Below are 22,017 nucleotides of genomic sequence, written 5' to 3'. Positions count from 1 at the left end.
AATCCGGAGCCGACCATGACTGCTGAAATTTCCTACCTGCAGAACCTACAGCAGCCGCTGGAAGAGCTTCAGGCCCTGTTCGACGCCCAGCGTGCCGCCTACGCCGCCAACCCGATGCCACCGGCCGCGCAGCGCCAGCAATGGCTCAAGGCGCTAAAGGATTTGTTGAACAATGAGCGCCAGGCCCTGATCGATGCGATCAGCCAGGACTTCAGTAATCGCAGCGCCGATGAAACCCTGCTCGCGGAGTTGATGCCCAGCCTGCACGGCATCCATTACGCCAGCAAACATCTAAAGGGCTGGATGCGAGCCTCGCGACGCAAGGTGGGCGCAGCCTTCCAACCGGCTTCGGCCAAAGTGGTTTACCAACCGCTGGGCGTGGTCGGGGTCATCGTGCCGTGGAACTACCCGTTGTACCTGGCCATCGGACCGTTGGTCGGCGCACTGTCGGCGGGCAATCGGGTGATGCTCAAGCTCAGTGAGTCGACCCCTGCGACCGGCCTGCTGATGAAGCAACTGCTGGCGCGAATCTTCCCCGAAGACCTGGTTTGCGTGGTTCTGGGCGAGGCGGATATGGGCGTGGCGTTTTCACGCCTGCCGTTCGATCACCTGCTGTTCACCGGCGCCACCAGCATCGGCAAACACGTGATGCGCGCCGCCGCGGAAAACCTGACACCGGTGACCCTGGAACTGGGCGGCAAGTCCCCAGCCATCGTTTCCCGGGATGTGCCGCTCAAGGACGCCGCCGAGCGCATCGCCTTCGGCAAGATCCTGAATGCCGGCCAGACCTGCGTGGCACCGGACTATGTGCTAGTGCCGGAGGATCGCGTCGGAGGTTTCGTCGAAGCCTATCGCACAGCCGTCCGTGGGTTTTATCCGACGCTGGCCGACAACCCGGACTACACCGCGATCATCAATGAGCGACAACTGGCGCGCCTCAACGGTTACGTTAGCGACGCCACCAGCAAGGGTGCGCTGCTGATGCCGCTGTTCGACCAAGGCCAGGGGCGTCGCATGAGCCATAGCCTGCTGCTCAACGTCACGGACGAGATGACGGTGATGCAGGACGAAATCTTCGGGCCGTTGCTGCCGATCGTGCCGTACAAGGATCTGGACCAGGCATTTGCCTACATCAACCAGCGCCCTCGCCCACTGGCGCTGTATTACTTCGGCTACGACAAGCGCGAACAACAGCGCGTGCTGCACGAAACCCATTCCGGCGGCGTGTGCCTGAACGACACACTGCTGCACGTCGCCCAGGACGACATGCCGTTTGGCGGCATTGGTGCCTCGGGCATGGGCCACTACCACGGCCATGAAGGGTTCCTGACCTTCAGCAAGGCCAAAGGCGTGCTGATCAAACAACGGTTTAATGCCGCGAAGTTGATCTATCCGCCGTACGGCAAGTCGATTCAGAAGCTGATCCAGAAGCTGTTCATCCGCTAACGATCATCACCGTCGGGTAATAACAATAATGAACCCCAGCCTGTCCGATACACCCGCGCTGTCACGGCGCGGGCTGCTTAAATTCAGCCTCGGCGCCACAGCTTTCCTCGCCACCGCCGGGCTCGGAGCCAGCCTCAGCGGCTGCTCGTCGAGCGTCCCGGCCAATGGTTTCATCACTCTACGCAGTGGCGACCTGTTGTTTTTACGGGCGTTGATTCCGGTCATGCTTGAGGGTGCCGTGAACACCGAACGGATGCCCGAGGCTGTCGAGGGCACGCTGAAAAGCCTGGATTACAACCTCGCCCACCTGTCGCCGGAAATGCTCAAGCTGACCCAGCAACTGTTCGATGTGCTGGGCATGGCCGTGACCCGCGGACCGCTGACCGGGATCTGGGGCAGCTGGGAAAACGCCAGCGCCAACGACATCCGAGCCTTTCTCGATCGCTGGGAAAACAGCTCGTTGAGCCTGTTGCGCATGGGTCACAGTTCCTTGCTGCAACTGGTGATGATGGCCTGGTACGGCCGCAAGGAATCGTGGGCGCATTGCGGGTATCCCGGGCCGCCTACGGTCTGAGACCGAGTCGCCCCTATCGCGAGCAGGCTCGCTCCCACACTTGAACGTGTACCTCAATAATAAAAAGAGAACCCGAAGATGCCCGTACCCGATCCGTTCCGCGAAGGCATGGCCCGAGGCTGGAAAACCTACAACGGCTCGCAACTGACCCAGGACCTGACACTCGAAGCGGACGTGGCGATCATCGGCAGCGGTGCCGGCGGCGGCACCACCGCCGAAATCCTCAGCGCGGTTGGCTACAAGGTACTGCTGATCGAGGAAGGCCCACTCAAGACCAGCAGCGACTTCAAGCTGCTGGAAGACCAGGCCTACGCCAGCCTTTATCAGGAAGGCATCGGCCGCATGAGCAAGGACGGCGCAATCACCATCCTCCAGGGCCGGGCGGTGGGCGGCACCACGCTGATCAACTGGACCTCCAGTTTCCGCACCCCGGAGCCGACCCTGGAACACTGGGCCAAAGAGCACAACGTCAAGGGCCACAGCCCGGCGGAAATGGCGCCGTGGTTCGAGAAAATGGAGCAACGCCTGGGTGTGGCGCCGTGGATGGTGCCACCCAACGCCAACAATGATGTGATCCGCAAGGGCTGCGAAGCACTGAATTACTCATGGCACGTCATCCCGCGCAACGTTCGCGGCTGCTGGAACCTCGGCTACTGCGGCATGGGTTGCCCGACCAACGCCAAGCAATCGATGATGGTCACCACCATTCCAGCGACACTGGAAAAAGGCGGCGAACTGCTTTACCTGGCCCGCGCCGAAAAACTCACGATCAGCGGCGACAAGGTCACGGGCCTGCAATGTTCGGCGATGGACGAACGCTGCGTCGCACCGACCGGGCGAACCATAACGGTCAAGGCGCGGCATTTCGTGCTGGCCGGTGGCGGCATCAACAGCCCGGCCTTGCTGATGCGCTCCGGGGCGCCCGACCCGCACAAGCGCCTGGGCAAACGCACGTTCCTGCACCCGGTGAACATGTCTGCCGCGCTGTTCGACGAAGTGGTCAACCCCTTCTACGGCGCGCCGCAGTCGATCTATTCCGACCATTTCCAATGGCAGGACGGCACTACGGGCAAGATGTCCTACAAACTGGAAGTCCCGCCCCTGCACCCGGCACTGGCCACGACATTGCTCGGAGGTTTCGGTCAGGAAAACTCGCAGCACATGGCCAATCTGGCCCATACCCACGCCATGCTGGCGTTGCTGCGGGACGGTTTTCACCCGGACAGCCCCGGTGGCAGCGTCGAACTGCGCAGCGATGACACGCCGGTGCTGGATTACCAGCTATCACCCTACGCCTGGGATGGGTTGCGCCGGGCGTTCCATACCATGGCCGAGATCCAGTTCGCCGGTGGCGCCAAGGCCGTGATGCCGATGCACGCCGACGCCCGCTACGTGAAGACCCTCGCCGAAGCCCGCACGCTGATCGACGGCCTGAGCCTGGAGTTGTATCGCACACGCCTGGGCAGTGCCCATGTGATGGGCGGTTGCGCCATGGGTGAAGACCCGACAATCGCGGTGACCGACAGCCTCGGCAGGCATCATCAACTGGGCAATCTGTCGATTCACGACGGCTCGCTGTTCCCCACCAGCATTGGTGCCAATCCGCAGCTGTCGGTCTACGGGCTGACGGCGCAACTGGCGACATCCTTGGCCGAACGTTTAAAAAACCCATGAAAATGACGATTATTCCTATCGTCTATAGTGCTTTCTTACCCAACAGGCGACTTGGCCGACCGGGAAGGCTGCGATACCATCCGACTCCCCAACGGATTCCCGCCAGGACGACGCGATGAACCGAGTGTTGTACCCAGGTACCTTCGACCCTATTACCAAGGGCCATGGCGATCTGGTCGAACGCGCCTCGCGCCTGTTCGATCACGTGATCATCGCCGTCGCCGCGAGCCCGAAGAAAAACCCGCTGTTTCCTCTGGAACAACGGGTAGAACTGGCGCGCGAGGTCACTAAACATCTGCCGAACGTTGAAGTCGTCGGCTTCTCGACGCTGTTGGCGCACTTCGCCAAAGAGAAGAACGCCAACGTATTCCTGCGTGGATTGCGCGCGGTGTCGGACTTCGAATACGAGTTCCAGCTGGCCAACATGAACCGTCAGCTGGCGCCGGATGTGGAAAGCCTGTTCCTTACACCGTCCGAGCGTTATTCGTTCATTTCCTCGACGCTGGTCCGTGAAATCGCAGCCCTGGGCGGCGATATCACCAAGTTCGTGCACCCTGTAGTGGCGGACGCACTGACCGAACGCTTCAAGAAGTAGGAGCTGCCGCAGGCTGCGATCTTTTCAGCTTTCGTAGCCTGCACCTCTCTGCACCTCTCTGCACTTGATCGCGCCCGCGTGCACTGCGGGCGCCAATGCGGCACAATTGTGTGCATTGGTTTATTGCGCCCGGGCTTGCCGCCCCGGCTGGAGTTAGCATGTCCCTGATCATCACCGACGATTGCATCAACTGCGACGTCTGCGAACCCGAGTGCCCGAACGCCGCCATTTCCCAAGGCGAAGAGATCTACGTGATCGACCCGAACCTATGCACTCAGTGTGTCGGCCACTACGACGAACCGCAGTGCCAGCAGGTCTGCCCGGTGGATTGCATTCCACTGGACGAAGCTCATCCGGAGACTGAAGAGCAGTTGATGGAGAAGTACCGGAAGATTACCGGCAAAGTTTGATTAGCTTAAAAGATCGCAGCCTTCGGCAGCTCCGGGTGTACACAAAACCCTGGAGCTGCCGAAGGCTGCGATCTTTTGATCTTGCTTGACGTATCAGCTCTGACAACGCGGGCAAAAAACGCTGGCGCGCTGCCCCAGCTTCACTTCCCGCAGCCCCGTGCCACAGACCTTGCAGTGTTCACCGCCACGGCCGTACACGAACAGTTCCTGCTGGAAATAACCAGGCTGACCGTCTCCACCGACAAAGTCCCGCAACGTGGTACCGCCGCGCTCGATGGCGGCCGCCAGGATGCGCTTGATCTCGATGGCCAACTTCAAGTAACGCGCACGGGAAATGCCCTTGGCTTCGCGACGCGGATCGATCCCGGCGGCGAACAACGCTTCGGTCGCATAGATATTGCCCACACCCACCACCACCGCGTTATCCATGATGAACGGCTTGACCGCCATCGAACGGCTACGGGACTGCTGGAACAGGCGTTCGCCGTCGAACAGGTCGGTCAGCGGCTCAGGACCCAGGCGGATCAGTAATTCGTGATTGAGTGGGTCAAGGCTCCAGAGCATTGCGCCAAAGCGCCGCGGGTCGGTGTAGCGCAGGGCCAGGCCCGATTCCAGCTCGATGTCCACATGCTCATGCTTGGCCGCCGGCAGCCCGGCCTCCACCAGCCGCAAATTGCCTGACATGCCCAAATGGCTGATCAAGGTGCCGACTTCGGCATTGATCAGCAGGTACTTGGCGCGCCGCTCCACCAATACGATGTGCTGCCCGGACAACCGCACATCGAGGTCTTCGGGAATAGGCCAGCGCAAGCGCCGCTCACGCACGATCACCCGGCTGACCCGCTGGCCTTCCAGGTACGGCGCGATGCCGCGACGGGTGGTTTCGACTTCTGGCAATTCAGGCATGGTGCTCTCGGCTCAGGTGCATGGCCTGGAAGTTTCCGACACTCAGCGATGAGTGCCGAGGTCGCGGATCGTCTGCTTGAGGGTCTCGAAGTCGTAGTCCGAGAGGCCGACATAATCGAGCACCAGCGGTGCGATGCTGTTCCACTCGTGATCGTCGGTCTGATTGCCCAGCACCCGGTACGACGCGCAAATGTGCTCGGCCATTTTCAGGATCGCCAACAGGTTCTTCAACGAACTGTTGCGCGAAGATTCATCGCTGAATATCGCCAGGGCATTGTGATGATTGGCGATCGCCGCGCTCACGTGTTCCGGCAGGCGCCAGGACTTGGCCGTGTAATACCCGACCACCGAGTGATTGGTATTGAACACCTGATTCTCCGTATCCACCACCCGGTATTCGGCGCTGGCGTTGGCATAAGCCTGCTCCAGAACGCCCATGTAGTCGGGGAAACGCTGGAGCATCAAGGGCACGCCGCAGTCATGGAACAGGCCCAGGGCATACGCTTCATCGCCATTTTCAACGCCGATGCGCTTGGCCAGGGTCAGGCAGGTCATCGCCACGTCCTGAGCGGTGTCCCAGAAACGGTTCAGGGTGACAATGGTGTCGTCGTTCATCTCACCCTTGATCGACTGTGCATTGATCAGGTTGATGATCGAGCGGCTGCCCAGCAGATTCACCGCGCGCTGGATCGAAGCAATCTTGTTGCTCAGCCCGTAATACGGCGAATTGACGATCTTCAGCAGGGAACCGGAAAGTCCCGGATCCTGGGAAATCAGTTTGGCAATGACTTCCAGATCCGGGTCGGGCATGTACTGCTCCATCTGCAAATCCACCATGATTTGCGGCTGGGCCGGTACGCTGATGCCCTGCAGGGCTTGTTGGATCTGTTCGGAAGTCAGCTCTTGGGACATTTGTGCACACTCTGGGTCAGACGGTGATTCTAACCTTTATGAAGTTGGATCCGACATACCAAATCGCATGACAACACTCGCCACATGTCCACTTGCAGGCCAATCCGGGGTCCCAACACGCTATACTCCCGCTCTTTTTTCCGGAGCGACGACATGTCCCTGCCTAGCCTGCGCCTCAAAGCCAACGCCGACCGTCGTCTGCGCAACGGTCACTTGTGGGTCTACAGCAACGAAATCGATGTAGCCGCTACACCTTTGCACGGTTTCAAGGCCGGCGACCAGGCGATCCTCGAAGCCGCCGGCGGCAAGCCGCTGGGCATCGTTGCCATGAGCCCGAACAACCTGATCTGCGCCCGTGTACTGTCGCGTGACATCAAGTTGCCGCTGGACAAGTCGCTGCTGGTACACCGCCTGAACGTGGCCCTGTCCCTGCGCGATCGGCTGTTCGACAAGCCGTTCTATCGCCTGGTCTACGGCGACTCCGACCTGCTGCCAGGCCTGGTGGTCGACCGTTTCGGCGACATCCTGGTGGTGCAGATCGCTTCGGCGACCATGGAAGCCCATAAAGACGACGTGATCGCGGCGCTGACCCAAGTGCTCAAGCCAAGCGGCATTCTGTTCAAGAATGACTCCGCCGCCCGTGACGCCGAAGGCCTCACCCGTTACGTCGAAACCGTTTTCGGCCTGGTGCCGGAGTGGGTTGCACTGGAAGAGAACGGCGTGAAATTCGAAGCCCCGGTCATCCAGGGTCAGAAAACCGGCTGGTTCTACGACCACCGCATGAACCGCGCACGCCTGGCACCCTATGCCAAGGGCAAGCGCGTGCTCGACCTCTACAGCTACATCGGCGGCTGGGGCGTGCAGGCTGCCGCGTTCGGCGCCAGTGAAGTGTTCTGTGTCGACGCTTCGGCCTTCGCCCTCGACGGTGTCGAGCGCAACGCCGCACTGAACGGCTTCGCCGAGAAAATGACCTGCATCGAAGGCGACGTGTTCGAAGCCCTCAAAGAGCTGAAAGCCAGCGAAGAACGCTTCGACGTAATCGTGGCCGACCCGCCGGCGTTCATCAAGCGCAAGAAAGACATGAAGAACGGCGAAGGCGCCTACCGCCGCCTGAACGAGCAAGCCATGCGCCTGCTTACCAAGGACGGCATCCTGGTCAGCGCATCGTGCTCGATGCACTTGCCAGAAGACGACCTGCAAAACATCCTGCTGACCAGCGCCCGCCACCTGGACCGTAATATCCAGATTCTGGAACGTGGCGGTCAGGGTCCGGATCATCCGGTGCATCCGGCGATTGCCGAGACGCGGTATATCAAGAGCATTACTTGCCGGTTGTTGCCGAATAGCTAATTGCTGACAGCACTTATATTGATCGTCCGCACTTCAATAGTTCGGACGATCAACTAGCCATCCGAAACCAATACAAAAACCTCAGCCTTATTAAGCATTTACCGATCACGTAAAAGTTATCGGAACAGGACTACTTCACTTCGAGAAACGCCCTACACCATTTCGCTTGACCTCAATCCATCCAGACCTATCATCCAGCTTACCACTTGAATACTTGAGTGGTGGATATCAAAACCTTTACTGGAGATTGAATCATGAAGAAAGTTCAACTTTAGAAAAATCTAGCGGTACACCACCACGCAATGCTTAGCACGCCTAAGTAATCACTCAGGAAAAGCCGGGCAGAATACCTTCTGTCCGGCTTTTAAAAAGAGGGATGCCGTATGCAACTGAACCCCTATATTTTTTTACTACCCAAGCCTCCCCGGCTTTTCATCTGGAACTATAAAACCCATGAGCAATTCGAAATCGACAGTTCTCACGCAGGTCGATTAATTGAGCTTATCGAGCAAACAACACTATTTGATAAATGCCACCCAATTGACACTGATTTTTTTGAAGCCGGTATATTCGTCGAACAGGACTTACCTCCAGATGACTGGCAATGGGATGACCTTTCGAAGATTTTTCACATCGGAACCAAAGACCTTGGTGCTGGCAATACCCCAACGAACACAAAGGAATGGGCTGATCGTTACTTCGCTCATTGTCAGGAGGCGCTGAGTCGAGAGCCCCCACCACCTCACCCATTCGCCCACCTCCAGCGTGAGAACCTGCTCTGCCTGCCACCCCCGACTGACAATAGGGCATTAGACGGGCATACCGGATTCAAGCAAGTCTTGTTGCAGCGGAAAACATGCCGTTCCTTTCGGAAAAAAAGCGTGTCGCTGAATGATGTCAGTACGCTTCTCTACTTTTGTCTCGGTTACCTGAAGGAGCGAGAGTCGGATACCTGTGAACTGACTCCGGGCATGTTCAATGCACGGCGCAGCAGCCCGTCAGGTGGTGGACTGAACGCCAGCGAAGGATATTTATATGCTTATAACGTCCAAGGGCTCGACCCTGGGATTTATTACTATCACCCGAACTTGCATGCTTTAAAGTTATTGAGTCGTTTGAACAGCCCTCTCGGTTCTCTTCTACAAGGCCAACACTTTGCCGACAACATTCCTTTTGGAATATTCCTTACTTCGCGCCTCGATAAAATGTGGTGGAAATACCCTCACTCGCAAGCCTATCGGGTTTCACTACTAGAGATCGGCCACATTTCGCAAACTATACAACTGTGTGCAACATCACTTGGATTGAATACTTGGCTAACCGCTGCACTGACCGAATCAAAAATAGAAAAACTTATAAAACTGGACGACCTATCAGAACAAGTATTTCTTTTTATAGGTGCTGGACACAGCAAGGGAGAGACATTGTGTGAGGAACTACAAAGCTTACTGAACAAAAATACCCCACCAGTAAACCCCGGAAACCCATAAAAATGTCAGAGCACTCAAGCGCCAGGATAAGCGATAACATCACAGGTCAAAAAATCTCCCGATTCATTCTTATTACCAATATTTCGTTAATCAGCTTTTTCCCACTCAACATCCTGCTTCCCTCTTTCCCGGCCTTGGCGCTGGAGTTCAATACATCAATGGTTGATATCGCGTTTGCGGTCAGCTTGTTCACACTGGTTTTTTCTTTCGCGCAACTGGTCACCGGCCCCCTTTCGGACAAATGGGGGCGTAAGGAAGTGCTGCTTGGATGCCTGATCCTGTGCTCGATAGGTGCGATCGGCTGTACCCAGGCAACGGACTATTCGACTTTTATGGGCTTTCGCGCCGTTCAGGCGTTGGGGTGCGGTTTTTTTGTGCTGGGCCACGCGCTAGTAGAGGACCTGTTCGAAGAAAAGGATCGAGCCCGGGTGCGCATTTATTACATGACCCTGAGCGGGTCATTTGTCGCACTGTCCCCTCTGCTTGGCTCATGGCTGCAAACATCTTTTGGTTGGCAGGGCAGCTTTTATGCGTTTTCCCTGATGGCGCTCGGTATCTTTATCCATGCGCAATCAGAGTTGCCTGCCAGATCAGCCCGAACCGACCACGAAACCACTTCTATTACGTCAACACTGAAAACCATCCTGAACAGCAAAGACTTTGTTCGCTATTGGTGGATCGCCGCGCTGGTCTTCTCCTGTTACTTTGCCCTTATCAGCGTGACGCCGCTGATTTTCATGGACGTCCTGAAACTGTCTGAATATCAGTATGCGTTGGTTCTGGTGGCTTATGGCGTGGCTTACGTCCTCGGTGGAGCTCTAGCTTCGGCCGCGCAGAAGCGCATTTCCCTCAGCAAACAGATAAACCTCGGATTGAGCCTACTGAGCATCGCCGGTCTGGCTTTAGGGTTGATCCTGATCTTCGACGCAATGACGACGCTCACATTGTTTGTGCCGATGCTAATCAGTGCACTGGCCGTCACCTTGGTTCGGCCAGCAGCCATTTCTGCAGCAATGCTGTTGTTTTCCAGTAATGCCGGAACCGCTGCATCCGCTGGCAATACAATCATGTTCATCACCGCCGCCATCAGCAGCGCTGTGCTAGCCCTGGCAGGAACCCATCTGCTGGTGACAATTGCCGTCAGTTTTATCGGTTTCAGTCTGTGGGGGTTGCTGACAAATGCGAGGGTCGGGCGATGATCAAGCGCCCTACGGCATTCCCTCCAGCCGCCAGCCGTGTAGAATCGCGAACATTCATCGCCAGTCATCCCCGGCGGGTTTATGAGCTCAAGCTGAAGCGCGCGGCGATCCCGCAAAGTTATCGGCAACTTCCGGACACGCGGCCATTTCTGAGTGTTCCAGACGTCAATAGAAGCTCACTTCCCTTTTGATACCTGATTAGCCGCCCGGAGTGCTTCATGCCTGATTACCGCTCGAAAACATCCACCCACGGCCGCAACATGGCCGGTGCCCGCGCACTGTGGCGCGCCACGGGGATGAAAGATGACGACTTCAAGAAGCCGATCATCGCCATTGCCAACTCCTTTACCCAGTTCGTACCGGGTCACGTGCACCTCAAGGACCTGGGCCAACTGGTCGCCCGCGAGATCGAACGCGCTGGCGGCGTGGCGAAGGAATTCAACACCATCGCTGTCGATGACGGCATCGCCATGGGCCACGACGGCATGCTCTATTCGCTGCCGAGCCGCGAAATCATCGCCGACTCCGTCGAGTACATGGTCAACGCCCACTGCGCCGATGCGATCGTCTGCATTTCCAACTGCGACAAGATCACCCCCGGCATGCTGATGGCGTCCCTGCGCCTGAACATCCCGGTGATCTTCGTCTCCGGCGGCCCGATGGAAGCCGGCAAGACCAAACTCGCTTCCCACGGCCTCGACCTGGTCGATGCCATGGTGATCGCCGCCGACTCCAGCGCTTCTGACGAGAAAGTCGCCGAGTACGAGCGCAGCGCCTGTCCGACCTGCGGATCGTGCTCCGGCATGTTCACCGCCAACTCGATGAACTGTCTGGTCGAAGCCCTGGGCCTGGCATTGCCGGGCAACGGTTCGACACTGGCCACCCACAGTGACCGCGAGCAGCTGTTCCTGCAGGCCGGCCGCACCATCGTCGAGCTGTGCAAGCGTTACTACGGCGAGAACGACGAGTCGGTATTGCCGCGCAACATCGCCAACTTCCAGGCGTTCGAAAACGCCATGACCCTGGACATCGCCATGGGCGGTTCCACCAACACCATCCTGCACTTGCTGGCCGCTGCACAGGAAGCCGAGATCGATTTCGACCTGCGCGACATCGACCGTCTGTCCCGTCACGTACCGCAACTGTGCAAGGTCGCGCCGAACATCCAGAAGTACCACATGGAAGACGTGCACCGCGCCGGCGGGATCTTCAGCATTCTCGGTTCGCTGGCCCGTGGCGGTTTGCTGCACACCCAGTTGCCAACCGTGCATAGCCGCAGCATGGAAGAAGCCATCGCCAAGTGGGACATCACCCAGACCACCGACGAAGCCGTGCACCACTTCTTCAAGGCCGGTCCTGCGGGCATCCCGACGCAAACCGCGTTCAGCCAGTCGACCCGTTGGGACACCCTGGACGACGACCGTGAAAACGGCTGCATCCGTAGTGTCGAGCACGCGTACTCGCAAGAAGGCGGCCTGGCCGTTCTCTACGGCAACATCGCCCTGGACGGTTGCGTGGTGAAAACCGCTGGCGTCGACGAGTCGATCCACGTGTTCGAAGGCAACGCCAAGATCTTCGAAAGCCAGGACAGCGCCGTGCGCGGCATCCTCGCCGACGAAGTGAAAGAAGGCGACATCGTCATCATTCGCTACGAAGGCCCGAAAGGCGGCCCGGGCATGCAGGAAATGCTCTACCCGACTTCGTACCTGAAATCCAAAGGCCTGGGCAAAGCTTGCGCCCTGCTCACCGATGGCCGTTTCTCCGGCGGTACTTCCGGCCTGTCCATCGGCCATGCTTCGCCTGAAGCCGCTGCCGGCGGCGCGATCGGCCTGGTACAGGACGGCGACAAGGTGCTGATCGACATTCCGAACCGCTCGATCAACCTGCTGGTCAGCGATGAAGAACTGGCCGCGCGCCGAGTGGAGCAGGACAAGAAAGGCTGGAAACCGGTGGAAGTGCGTCCACGTAAAGTGACCACCGCACTGAAAGCCTACGCCCTGCTGGCCACCAGTGCCGACAAGGGTGCTGTGCGTAACAAGGCGATGCTTGACGGGCTGTAAGGCTTAACCGTTGAACAAAAAATGCCCCGCCATGTGCGGGGCATTTTTTTGTTTGCGAAGCGGGATTGGCAGTGGATACAACTGTGAATGTGACGCCGCCATCGCGGGCAAGCCCGCTCCCACAGGATCTTCAGAGTCCACACAATTTGTGCTTCACCCAGAACCTAGTGGGAGCGGGCTTGCCCGCGATTGGAGCGCCTCGGTCTTACTGGATGTCTTCCGGCTTCACGATCACCCAGTTCTTGTCAGCCGTCACCGTCAACCCTTCCTTGGCCTGGGCCGCAGCGTTCTTGGCCATCATGCCCTGGATCTGGGCCATGTACTTGTCCTTGCGGTTGACCCACAGGTGGATGCCGCCCTTGGCCACGTCAACACTGTGGAACAGCATGTAACCGTCACTGGTCGGGGTATCGCCGCCAACCAGCACCGGTTTTTTCCATTCATCGATGTAGGTCAGGATCGCCGCCTGCTTGCCGGCCATCCAGGTCGCCGGGGTCCACAGGTACGGGGTCAGTTCGAGGCCGAGGTTGGCCTTCTCGTCATACTTGCCGGCGGTGACCTGCTTGCGCGCGGTGGTCAGCTCGCCAGTCTTCGGGTCCTTCAGCAACAGCGACACGCCGATCACGTTCTGCGGCTTGACGTTGTAGCCGTACTTCGGATCGGCCGCGACCATGCGCACCAGCTCTTCGGAGGCGGCGGTCATCACGTAGACCTCGATGCCGTTCTCCATCAACTTGTTGTACAGCTCTTGCTGGCCGGTGAAGATCTTCGGCGGGTTGACGTCGAGCTTCTTGACCACGTCGCCTTCGTAATAAGTCGCCGGCACCGGTTTGCCCGACGCCATCATCTCGTCGACATAGCCCTTGAGTTCCTTGAGCGTAAAGCCGGAGAACACCTGGGCGACCCATGGATAGCAAACCATGTCGTCGACTTCGCAGAGGCGGTAGTAATAGCTGAACAGGCTTTCCTTGTGGTCGGCGGTGTCCTTGAACGGCATCAGTTTCAGGGAGGGATCGAGCTTGTCGCGGGTGATCAGGCCCTTGTTCTCCATGAACGGTAGCAACGACTCTTCGAGGTCGTAGCGGTAACTGGTGTTGTCCATGTCGAACACCGCGTAGTTACCTTTGTTAGCGTTGGCGGCGATCATCGCCTCCAGCGCCTTGGCCTGATCGGCGGGCCAGTGTTTCAGATCCGTTGCAAGCACCTGGCCGGCAAGGCCCAGGCAAAGTGCTGCTGCCAGCAATTTCGGTGCGAACTTCATTGGCGTTTCTCCCTGAATGTGAAAGAGATCGACGCTAACAAATAAGTGTGACAGTCCTCGTCTGTCAGCGACCGCCTGCGTCCCTTTCGCGCCAGGTGCATTTCTGACAGCGACATCCGCTTATTCCAAAAACGACGGAGACCATACGTTTTTGATATTAATTCATTAGTTTTCAAGCTGTTAGGCTTGCCGGTTCGCAGCTGCCCCGGAAGGCAGTTGGCAAAAGTCTAATGGGAGTTCCAATGAATCTGCCGCTGATCCTCAATCTGCTGGTGTTCCTCGCCCTGCTCCTGGGCTTGGCGCAAACCCGCCACACCACTTGGAGTCTGGCGAAAAAAGTCCTGCTCGCACTGGTGCTGGGCGTGGCGTTCGGTGTGGCGCTGCACACTGTCTACGGTGCCGGCAACCCGGTGCTGAAAGCCTCGATTGGCTGGTTCGATCTGGTGGGCAACGGTTACGTGCAGTTGCTGCAAATGATCGTGATCCCGCTGGTGTTCGCCTCGATCCTCAGTGCCGTGGCCCGCCTGCACAACGCCTCATCGCTGGGCAAAATCAGCTTCCTGACCATCGGCACGCTGCTGTTCACCACGGCCATCGCGGCCTTGATCGGTATCGGCCTGACCAACCTGTTCGGCCTGACCGCCGAAGGCCTGGTGGCCGGCACCCAGGAAATGGCGCGCCTGCAAACCATCCAGACCGATTACGCCGGCAAGGTCGCCGACCTGAATGTGCCGCAGCTGTTGTTGTCGTTCATTCCGCAAAACCCGTTCGCCGATCTGGCGCGGGCCAAGCCGACGTCGATTATCAGCGTGGTGATTTTCGCGGCGTTCCTGGGTGTCGCGGCCCTGCAATTGCTCAAGGATGATGCCGAGAAAGGTCAGAAAGTGATCAACGCCATCGACACCCTGCAAGCCTGGGTGATGCGCTTGGTCCGTCTGGTGATGAAGCTGACCCCGTACGGCGTGCTGGCGCTGATGACCAAAGTCGTCGCCGGTTCGAACCTGCAAGACATCATCAAGCTCGGCAGTTTTGTCGTGGTGTCCTACATCGGCCTGGGCCTGATGTTTGTGGTGCATGGCGTGCTGGTGTCGGCCGCCGGGATCAATCCGCTGCGCTTCTTCCGCAAGATCTGGCCGGTGCTGACGTTTGCCTTCACCAGCCGCTCCAGCGCTGCGACGATTCCGTTGAGCATTGAAGCGCAGACCAGTCGCCTGGGCATTCCGCAGTCCATCGCCAGTTTCGCCGCTTCGTTTGGCGCAACCATTGGCCAGAACGGTTGTGCCGGCCTGTACCCGGCGATGTTGGCGGTGATGGTGGCGCCGACTGTGGGCATCAACCCGCTGGACCCGCTGTGGATCGCGACTTTGGTGGCGATTGTGACGCTGAGCTCGGCCGGTGTGGCCGGGGTGGGTGGCGGCGCGACGTTTGCGGCGTTGATCGTGCTACCGGCGATGGGTTTGCCGGTGTCACTGGTGGCGTTGCTGATTTCGGTCGAGCCGCTGATTGATATGGGGCGTACGGCGTTGAATGTCAGTGGCTCGATGACGGCGGGGGCGATTACCAGTCAGGTGATGCAGCAGACTGATAAAGAACTGCTGGATGCGGATGAGCATTCGGCGTTGGCGCAGGCTTAACGATCGAACAACTTTGTGGCGAGGGAGCTTGCTCCCGCTGGGTCGCGAAGCGGCCCCAGTGTGGCCTGATGCAATCTTTCAGTAAGCATGCAGTGCAGGGTTTTGGGGCTGCTGCGCAGCCCAGCGGGAGCAAGCTCCCTCGCCACAGGTTTAGGCTTTCTCCCAGACTTCAAAGTTGTACGCCGGTTTGTCGCCTTCCGCCGGATTCGGCACATTCGACACCAGTTTCCACTGGTTCAAATCAAACTCCGGAAACCACGCATCCCCTTCCGGGCTCAACGCCACGCGGGTCAGGTACAACCGATCAGCCTGCGCCAGCCCTTGCGCATACAACTGCGCACCGCCAATCAACATCAGCTCATCGACGCCCTGCTCTTTTGCCCACTCTTCAGCGCGAGCTACAGCAGCTTCCAGCGACGGATAAACCTCCGCGCCTTCCAGCAGCAGACCCACCTGACGGCTGACCACGATGTTCAAGCGGCCCGGCAGCGGGCGACCGAGGGAGTCCCAGGTCTTGCGCCCCATGATGATCGGCTTGCCGAGCGTGGTGGCCTTGAAATATTTGAAGTCCCCCGGCAAGTGCCAGGGCATGCTGTTGTCGACGCCGATCACACGGTTTTCACCGAGGGCTGCGATCAGGCTGAGAGGGAGTGATTTAGTCATGCCGGCGAGGATACCAGAGCCTCGCTTTCGCCGATAAGCGTCACAGCGGTTATGCTCACAGCTCATTTAAGCGACGGGATGCCGCGTGACTGAACTGAATAACCTCTGGCTGACAGAAACCATCCGCCTGCGCGAAGAGTACGCAGGTCCCTTGGAAGACCTTGAAGCCAACCGACTGGCCCGCAGCGCCGGCGGCGATTTGCCGTTGCGCATTCAACGCCGAGCCCTGTGGCTGGCCGAGCGCGATGGCCTGGCCGATGCCCTCAAACACTGGCTGCAAGGCGCGCGACTGGCACTGATCGTCATGGCGGTGCTGGCGGTGATCAGCGGCGCCGGCCTGGCCTTTGCCGCCATGGGCGATGGCCTGCACCCGGTGAATGTGTTCTGGGCCTTGGGCAGCCTGCTCGGGCTCAACCTGATCCTGCTGCTGAGCTGGGCCCTGGGCCTGGTGTTTGCCGGCGAACACGGCGCCAGCCTCGGGCGACTGTGGCTGTGGCTAAGTGAAAAACTCGCCCGGGACGCCAAGGCCGCACAACTGGCGCCGGCCCTGCTGTTATTGCTGCAACGCCAGAAGCTCAATCGCTGGGCCATCGGCGTACTGGTCAACAGCCTGTGGTTGCTGGCGATGCTCAGCGCGCTGGTGATCCTGCTGACGTTGATGGCGACCCGACGCTATGGCTTCGTCTGGGAAACCACCATTCTCAGCGCCGACACCTTTATCGCCGTCACTCAGGCCCTTGGTGCGCTGCCGGCCCTGCTCGGTTTCAGCGTGCCCACCGAGGAGATGATCCGCGCCAGTGGCGACGCCGCCCTGAACATCGAAAGCGCCCGCCAGGCTTGGGCCGCTTGGCAGGTGGGCGTTCTGCTGGTCTACGGCGTTTTGCCGCGCCTGCTGCTCGCGCTGTTTTGCCTATGGCGCTGGAAGATGGGGCAAACAGCGCTGCGTCTGGATTTGAACCTGCCCGGTTACGCACAGCTACGCGAACGCTTGATGCCCACCAGCGAACGCCTCGGCATCAGCGATGCGGCGCCTGAGCAACTGCATCGCATGGAAAGCGGTGTCAGCGAACAACAAAGTGATGGTGCTCTATTGGTCGCCATCGAGCTGGACGACGACCGCCCGTGGCCACCGCAATTGCCGAAAAACGTCAGCAACGCCGGCATCCTCGACAGCCGCGAATCGCGACACAAACTCCTCGAACAACTGAGCCGCTTCCCTCCGGCGCGCTTGGCCATTGCGTGCGATCCGCGGCGCTCGCCGGATCGCGGCAGCCTGGCGCTGATCGCCGAACTGGCCCGCAGCGCCAGCGCCACCCGCGTGTGGTTGTTGCAGGCGCCCCCCGGTGAAGCGCTGGACGCCGAACGCCTGGGCGACTGGCACGTGGCGCTGCAACAGCTTGAGCTACCGTTTGCCGATTGCGCACCGATGAGCTGGCTGGAGTCCGGTCATGACTGACGCCTGGAAGCAGCCCCTGAAACTCGCCGTGGTCGGCCACACCAACGTTGGCAAAACCTCGTTGCTGCGCACCCTGACCCGCGACGTCGGCTTCGGTGAAGTGTCCCATCGCCCCAGCACCACGCGACACGTCGAAGGCGCACGATTGTCGGTGGACGGCGAGCCCTTGCTCGATCTCTACGACACCCCGGGCCTGGAAGACGCCATCGCCCTGCTCGACTACCTTGAACGCCTGGAGCGTCCCGGCGAACGCCTCGACGGCCCGGCGCGGCTGGCGCGCTTCCTTGAGGGCAGCGAAGCCCGGCAACGCTTCGAACAGGAAGCCAAGGTGCTGCGCCAGTTACTGGCGTCGGACGCCGGGCTCTACGTGATCGACGCCCGAGAGCCGGTGCTGGCCAAGTATCGCGACGAGCTGGAGGTGCTGGCCAGTTGCGGCAAACCCTTGCTGCCGGTGCTGAATTTCGTCAGCAGCGCCAACCATCGCGAACCGGCCTGGCGGGAAGCACTGGCACGGCTGGGCTTGCATGCCTTGGTACGCTTCGACAGCGTCGCGCCGCCGGAGGATGGTGAGCGTCGACTCTATGAAAGTCTCGCCCTGTTGCTGGAGTCTGCCCGGCCGCAACTCGAACGCCTGATCGCCGATCAGCAAGCCCAGCGTCTGGCTCGCCAACAAAGCGCAGAGCGATTGATTGCCGAATTACTGATCGATTGCGCGGCCTGCCGACGCAGCGTGGTCAGTGAAGCCGAGCAGGAACAAAAGGCGATCAGCGAACTGCGCAAAGCCGTACGCCAGCGTGAGCAGCGTTGCGTCGAGGCCCTGCTCAAGCTCTATGCCTTCCGCCCACAGGATGCCGCTGCCAGTGATTTGCCGCTGCTCGACGGCCGTTGGGGCGATGACCTGTTCAACCCGGAAACCCTGAAGCAACTGGGCGTGCGGGTCGGCGGCGGAATCGCCGCGGGTGCTGCCGCCGGGGCAGGGGTTGATCTGCTGGTCGGTGGCATCACCCTCGGCGCCGCCGCACTGGCCGGGGCCATCGCCGGCGGCGCGCTGCAAACCGCGCGCAGTTATGGCAGCCGCTTGCTGGGCAAGATCAAGGGCCAGCGCGAATTGACGGTGGATGACAACGTGCTGCGCCTGTTGGCGCTGCGCCAGCGGCAATTGCTGCAAGCACTCAATGCCCGTGGGCACGCAGCGATGGACAGTATTCAGGTGGCCACGCCACGGGATAAAAGCTGGCGCGAAGGCAAACTGCCTGAGGCGCTGAACAAAGCGCGGGCGCATCCGCAGTGGTCGTCGCTCAATCCTCATCCCAAATTGAATCAGGCGGAGCGGCAGGAGCAGGTTGAGGGGTTGGCGCAGCAGCTGTAGTCACCTGAACATTTGTGTTGTTTTAACTGACGCCATCGCGAGCAGGCTCGCTCCTACAGGGGATTTGTGTCGATCACAGATCCAGTGTGGGAGTGAGCCTGCTCGCGATGGCAGCAACTCGGTATCACTGGCTTTACGCCGCCAACAGCCGTACCGCTTTGCCCTTCATCACCGCCAGATCAATCACCGGCACATGCATCTCTTTCGCCAGTTCATCCCACTGGCGCATGCGCAAGCTCACGGCACACAGCGGGTCCTGCTCGAACGCCTCGGCCTCTTCAGCCGTCATCACCCCGCCCTGATATTCCAGGGTTCGGCGACTGGCTTCACTCAAGCGCTCGTAGTATCCCGCCTCCTTGAGTGTCAGGTAACGCTTGGCCTGCACGTGGTATTCGACAAGCCGTGCCATGCGCTCGCTGAATCCGGCGCGGCGAAGGTAGTCGGCACCGAGCCGTTCATGGCTGACCACACCGAAGCCGCCCATGCTCTCCACGCTTTCGGCGCAGATATGCCCGATGTCGTGAAAGAAAGCCGCCAGAATTACTTCATCGTCGAAGCCTTCGGCCATGGCCAGCTCCGCCGCCTGGGACATGTGCTCGATCTGCGACACCGGCTCACCGATGTAGTCGCTGTCACCGAAGAGCTCGTACAAACCGAACACCTCGGCAATCACTTGTTCATTACGCTCCATCAGATTTCCCCCAATACCGTGGCAACGTTGCGCTCAGCCATTGCCGGCCCGACGCTCATGCCGACACCGGTGTGCATCAACGCCACGCTCAGGCCTTTTGCCGGGCGCAGGAACGAGAACGGTCCCGGCCCCCGTGAACCATAGACCCCCTGCCAGCGTTCGACCACTTGCACCTTGCAGCCCAGGGTCTGCTCGGCCAGTTCGATCATCCAGTCGTCGACCTGCTCGGCATTGAAGGGTGACGGATCGCTGCCGTAATGGTGCGAATCACCAATGATCAATTCGCCATAGGGCGTCGGGCTGATCAGCAGGTGGATACCGTTTTCGTGCAGGTGCGGTGCGTACTGCAGAATTTCTGCCTGCACCGCCGCAGCTTCCGGCAAATCGGCGAAGGCGCCGTAGTGCACGCAGCTCAAACCGGTGAGCAACGCGTGTTGCAGGTTGAGGTTGATTTGCGGTCGGGCACGGAGCATTTGCAGGCGGCAGATTTGCGGCTCGAGTTCGGCGATCTGTTCGGCCAGCAAGGTCTGATAATCGTGGCCGGAGCAGACGATGATCTGCTCGGCACTGAAGCTGCCGGCGGTGCTGTGCAGGCGCCCCGGCTCGATATCGCGCACCAGGGTAGAGAAGTGAAACTTGACGCCCAGGTCGCGGCGCAGGAAGTCGATCAGCGCCGGAATCGCTTCGCGGGAATACAGCTGCTGGTCGTCCATGCCATGCAAGGCCGCGCGGTGATGGCGGAACTGACCGCCGTACAAATCACGCAGCGCAGCGCCGCGCAGCAGGTCGACGCGGTAACCGTATTCGACGGCGCGGCCCTCGCAGAAGGCTTCCAGCAGTTGCTCTTCCGCTTCGGTGCGGGCGAACAGGTACGAGCCATTGCGCTTGAGTTGCAGGCCGGCGAGCTGCGCCCAATCGCCCCAGATTCCGCGACTGGCGCGGGCCAACTCCAGCATCGGTCCCGGCGGTTGGCCGGTGACCAGTGCCTGGCCGAAGTTACGCACAGAAGCGCCGAGGGGCGTTTCGCTGCGCTCGAAAACCGTGACCTTCAGACCGCGCTTGGCGGCGGCATACGCGTGGGACAAACCCAGGACGCCGGCGCCGACGATCAGCATGTCGTTGTGGTGTGTCATGGAATCTTGTCCTGAATTCGAGACCGCTATCGCGAGCAAGCTCGCTCCCACAGTGATTTGTAGTGGACACAAATTTTGTGACCGCCACAGGACCTGTGGGAGCGAGCTTGCTCGCGATGAGGCCCTGTCAGCCGATGAAGACCTTACTTGGCCGCCACTTTCTCGGACTTGCCGTCATAGCGCTTGCGCCATTCGGTCAGGATCTCGTCGCGGTTCTTCGAAGCCCAGGCGAAGTCGTTCTTGATCAGGCGCTGCTCGTAGTCGGCCGGCAGTTCGGTCTGCGGCTTGGCGATGCCAGGCTGCGCGAGTACGGCGAAGTTTTCTTTGTAGAGATCCATCGCCTCAGGGCTGGCAGAGAAGTCAGCCAGTTTCTTCGCCGCTTCTTCGTGGGCAGTGCCCTTGATCACCGCAGTCGCTTCGATCTCCCAGCCCAGGCCTTCCTTCGGCAGGATGATGTCCAGCGGTGCGCCCTGGCGTTTCAGCTGAACGGCCGGGTACTCGAAGGAAATACCGATCGGGAATTCGCCAGCCGCCGCCAGTTTGCAAGGCTTGGAGCCAGAGTGAACGTACTGGCCGATGTTCTGGTGCAGGCCGTCCATGTAGGCCCAGCCCTGCTTCTCGCCGAAGGTTTGCAGCCAGGCGCTGACGTCAAGGAACCCGGTGCCGGACGAGGCCGGGTTCGGCATGACGATCTTGCCTTTGTACTCAGGCTTGGTCAGATCCTGCCAGCTCACTGGCTTGGTCAGGCCCTGCTTCTCGGCTTCGACGGTGTTGAAGCAGATGGTCGCAGCCCAGACGTCCATGCCGACCCAGGCTGGCGGGTTGGCCGCGTCGCGGTAGTTCGCGCCGATCTTGCCCAGGTCTTTCGGTGCATAGCTTTGCAGCATGCCTTGCTGATCGAGGATCGCCAGGCTTGAAGCGGCCAGGCCCCACACGGCGTCAGCCTGCGGACGGGCTTTTTCGGCCAGCAGTTTGGCGGTGATGATGCCGGTGGAATCACGCACCCATTTGATTTCGACGTCCGGGTTGGCCTTTTCGAAAGCTTCTTTGTAAGTCTTCAGTTGTTCGGCTTCGAGGGCGGTGTACACCGTCAACTCGGTTTTCGCCGCAAAGGCGTTCAGGCTGAAAGCGGTGAGGACAGCAGCGGCCAGGGCCATAGGCTTGAACATGATCTTTTCCTGTTTTTGAGTTGAT

The 22,017-nt window shown here is 59.7% G+C and carries 19 protein-coding genes; 12 read left to right on the top strand and 7 right to left on the bottom strand.

Annotation, left to right across the window (positions count from 1 at the left end; translation table 11 throughout):
- Positions 1-15 precede the first annotated feature (15 nt).
- From KGB07_RS09515 to KGB07_RS09495, 5 genes are all read left to right on the top strand, one after another.
- Positions 16-1,446 (top strand): coniferyl aldehyde dehydrogenase, encoded by a 1,431-nt coding sequence (locus tag KGB07_RS09515; protein ID WP_223465259.1) that lies wholly within the window; start codon positions 16-18, stop codon positions 1,444-1,446.
- Between the two features lie 28 nt (positions 1,447-1,474).
- Positions 1,475-2,020, top strand: a complete 546-nt coding sequence (locus tag KGB07_RS09510; protein ID WP_223465258.1) for a twin-arginine translocation pathway signal protein — start codon at positions 1,475-1,477, stop codon at positions 2,018-2,020.
- 78 nt (positions 2,021-2,098) lie between these two features.
- Entirely contained in the window at positions 2,099-3,694 is a 1,596-nt protein-coding gene (locus KGB07_RS09505; protein ID WP_223465256.1) for a GMC family oxidoreductase, read from the top strand.
- Between the two features lie 115 nt (positions 3,695-3,809).
- Positions 3,810-4,289 carry a pantetheine-phosphate adenylyltransferase gene (coaD, locus tag KGB07_RS09500; RefSeq protein WP_046039203.1) on the top strand — a complete coding sequence of 160 codons (480 nt, stop codon included), beginning with the start codon at positions 3,810-3,812 and terminating at the stop codon, positions 4,287-4,289.
- A gap of 158 nt (positions 4,290-4,447) precedes the next feature.
- The gene (locus tag KGB07_RS09495; RefSeq protein WP_095057374.1) at positions 4,448-4,699 is read left to right on the top strand and encodes a YfhL family 4Fe-4S dicluster ferredoxin; all 252 of its coding nucleotides are present in this window, start codon (positions 4,448-4,450) and stop codon (positions 4,697-4,699) included.
- A gap of 93 nt (positions 4,700-4,792) precedes the next feature.
- Here KGB07_RS09495 and mutM read toward each other — a convergent pair whose 3' ends face one another.
- Both mutM and KGB07_RS09485 read right to left on the bottom strand, forming a co-directional pair.
- Positions 4,793-5,605 (bottom strand): bifunctional DNA-formamidopyrimidine glycosylase/DNA-(apurinic or apyrimidinic site) lyase, encoded by an 813-nt coding sequence (gene mutM / locus KGB07_RS09490; protein ID WP_223465255.1) that lies wholly within the window; start codon positions 5,603-5,605, stop codon positions 4,793-4,795.
- A gap of 42 nt (positions 5,606-5,647) precedes the next feature.
- Positions 5,648-6,517 carry an HDOD domain-containing protein gene (locus KGB07_RS09485; protein ID WP_046039199.1) on the bottom strand — a complete coding sequence of 290 codons (870 nt, stop codon included), beginning with the start codon at positions 6,515-6,517 and terminating at the stop codon, positions 5,648-5,650.
- A gap of 153 nt (positions 6,518-6,670) precedes the next feature.
- Between KGB07_RS09485 and KGB07_RS09480 the strand changes: the two genes are divergently transcribed.
- The 4 genes from KGB07_RS09480 (at position 6,671) to ilvD (ending at position 12,616) form a co-directional block, all read left to right on the top strand.
- Positions 6,671-7,867, top strand: a complete 1,197-nt coding sequence (locus tag KGB07_RS09480; protein WP_046039197.1) for a class I SAM-dependent rRNA methyltransferase — start codon at positions 6,671-6,673, stop codon at positions 7,865-7,867.
- A 383-nt stretch (positions 7,868-8,250) separates the two neighbouring features.
- Positions 8,251-9,357 (top strand): SagB family peptide dehydrogenase, encoded by a 1,107-nt coding sequence (locus KGB07_RS09475; protein WP_223465254.1) that lies wholly within the window; start codon positions 8,251-8,253, stop codon positions 9,355-9,357.
- A 2-nt stretch (positions 9,358-9,359) separates the two neighbouring features.
- The gene (locus KGB07_RS09470) at positions 9,360-10,556 is read left to right on the top strand and encodes an MFS transporter (RefSeq protein WP_046039194.1); all 1,197 of its coding nucleotides are present in this window, start codon (positions 9,360-9,362) and stop codon (positions 10,554-10,556) included.
- Positions 10,557-10,774: 218 nt separating this feature from the next.
- Positions 10,775-12,616 (top strand): dihydroxy-acid dehydratase, encoded by a 1,842-nt coding sequence (gene ilvD / locus KGB07_RS09465; RefSeq protein WP_046818369.1) that lies wholly within the window; start codon positions 10,775-10,777, stop codon positions 12,614-12,616.
- A gap of 205 nt (positions 12,617-12,821) precedes the next feature.
- Here the strand turns inward: ilvD and KGB07_RS09460 are convergent, their stop codons facing one another.
- Entirely contained in the window at positions 12,822-13,877 is a 1,056-nt protein-coding gene (locus KGB07_RS09460) for a phosphorylcholine phosphatase (protein WP_046039190.1), read from the bottom strand.
- A 242-nt stretch (positions 13,878-14,119) separates the two neighbouring features.
- On the opposite strand from KGB07_RS09460, the gene KGB07_RS09455 reads away from it, so the two are divergent.
- A complete protein-coding gene (locus KGB07_RS09455) occupies positions 14,120-15,511 on the top strand; it encodes an L-cystine transporter (RefSeq protein WP_046039188.1) in 1,392 nt (463 codons plus the stop codon).
- A 150-nt stretch (positions 15,512-15,661) separates the two neighbouring features.
- Here KGB07_RS09455 and KGB07_RS09450 read toward each other — a convergent pair whose 3' ends face one another.
- The gene (locus tag KGB07_RS09450) at positions 15,662-16,174 is read right to left on the bottom strand and encodes a dihydrofolate reductase (protein ID WP_046039186.1); all 513 of its coding nucleotides are present in this window, start codon (positions 16,172-16,174) and stop codon (positions 15,662-15,664) included.
- Positions 16,175-16,259: 85 nt separating this feature from the next.
- Here KGB07_RS09450 and KGB07_RS09445 point away from each other — a divergent pair, with 85 nt between their 5' ends.
- A complete protein-coding gene (locus tag KGB07_RS09445) occupies positions 16,260-17,630 on the top strand; it encodes a DUF2868 domain-containing protein (protein WP_223465253.1) in 1,371 nt (456 codons plus the stop codon).
- On the top strand, positions 17,623-18,999 hold the full coding sequence (locus KGB07_RS09440) for a GTPase/DUF3482 domain-containing protein (protein ID WP_046039182.1): 1,377 nt from the start codon (positions 17,623-17,625) through the stop codon (positions 18,997-18,999). Before KGB07_RS09445 ends, KGB07_RS09440 begins: the two co-directional genes overlap by 8 nt.
- 133 nt (positions 19,000-19,132) lie before the next feature.
- Here the strand turns inward: KGB07_RS09440 and KGB07_RS09435 are convergent, their stop codons facing one another.
- From KGB07_RS09435 to KGB07_RS09425, 3 genes are all read right to left on the bottom strand, one after another.
- On the bottom strand, positions 19,133-19,690 hold the full coding sequence (locus tag KGB07_RS09435; protein WP_046039180.1) for a phosphonate degradation HD-domain oxygenase: 558 nt from the start codon (positions 19,688-19,690) through the stop codon (positions 19,133-19,135).
- Complete coding sequence (locus KGB07_RS09430) at positions 19,690-20,823, bottom strand: TIGR03364 family FAD-dependent oxidoreductase (RefSeq protein WP_046039179.1); 1,134 nt, start codon at positions 20,821-20,823, stop codon at positions 19,690-19,692. Before KGB07_RS09430 ends, KGB07_RS09435 begins: the two co-directional genes overlap by 1 nt.
- 143 nt (positions 20,824-20,966) lie before the next feature.
- Positions 20,967-21,992, bottom strand: a complete 1,026-nt coding sequence (locus KGB07_RS09425) for a putative 2-aminoethylphosphonate ABC transporter substrate-binding protein (RefSeq protein WP_046039177.1) — start codon at positions 21,990-21,992, stop codon at positions 20,967-20,969.
- Positions 21,993-22,017: the final 25 nt, after the last annotated feature.

The sequence above is a fragment of the Pseudomonas sp. GL-RE-26 genome, assembly GCF_019956275.1.
GTDB classification, from domain to species: Bacteria; Pseudomonadota; Gammaproteobacteria; order Pseudomonadales; family Pseudomonadaceae; genus Aquipseudomonas; species Aquipseudomonas grandcourensis.
This window is presented reverse-complemented; position numbering and strand designations above follow the sequence as displayed.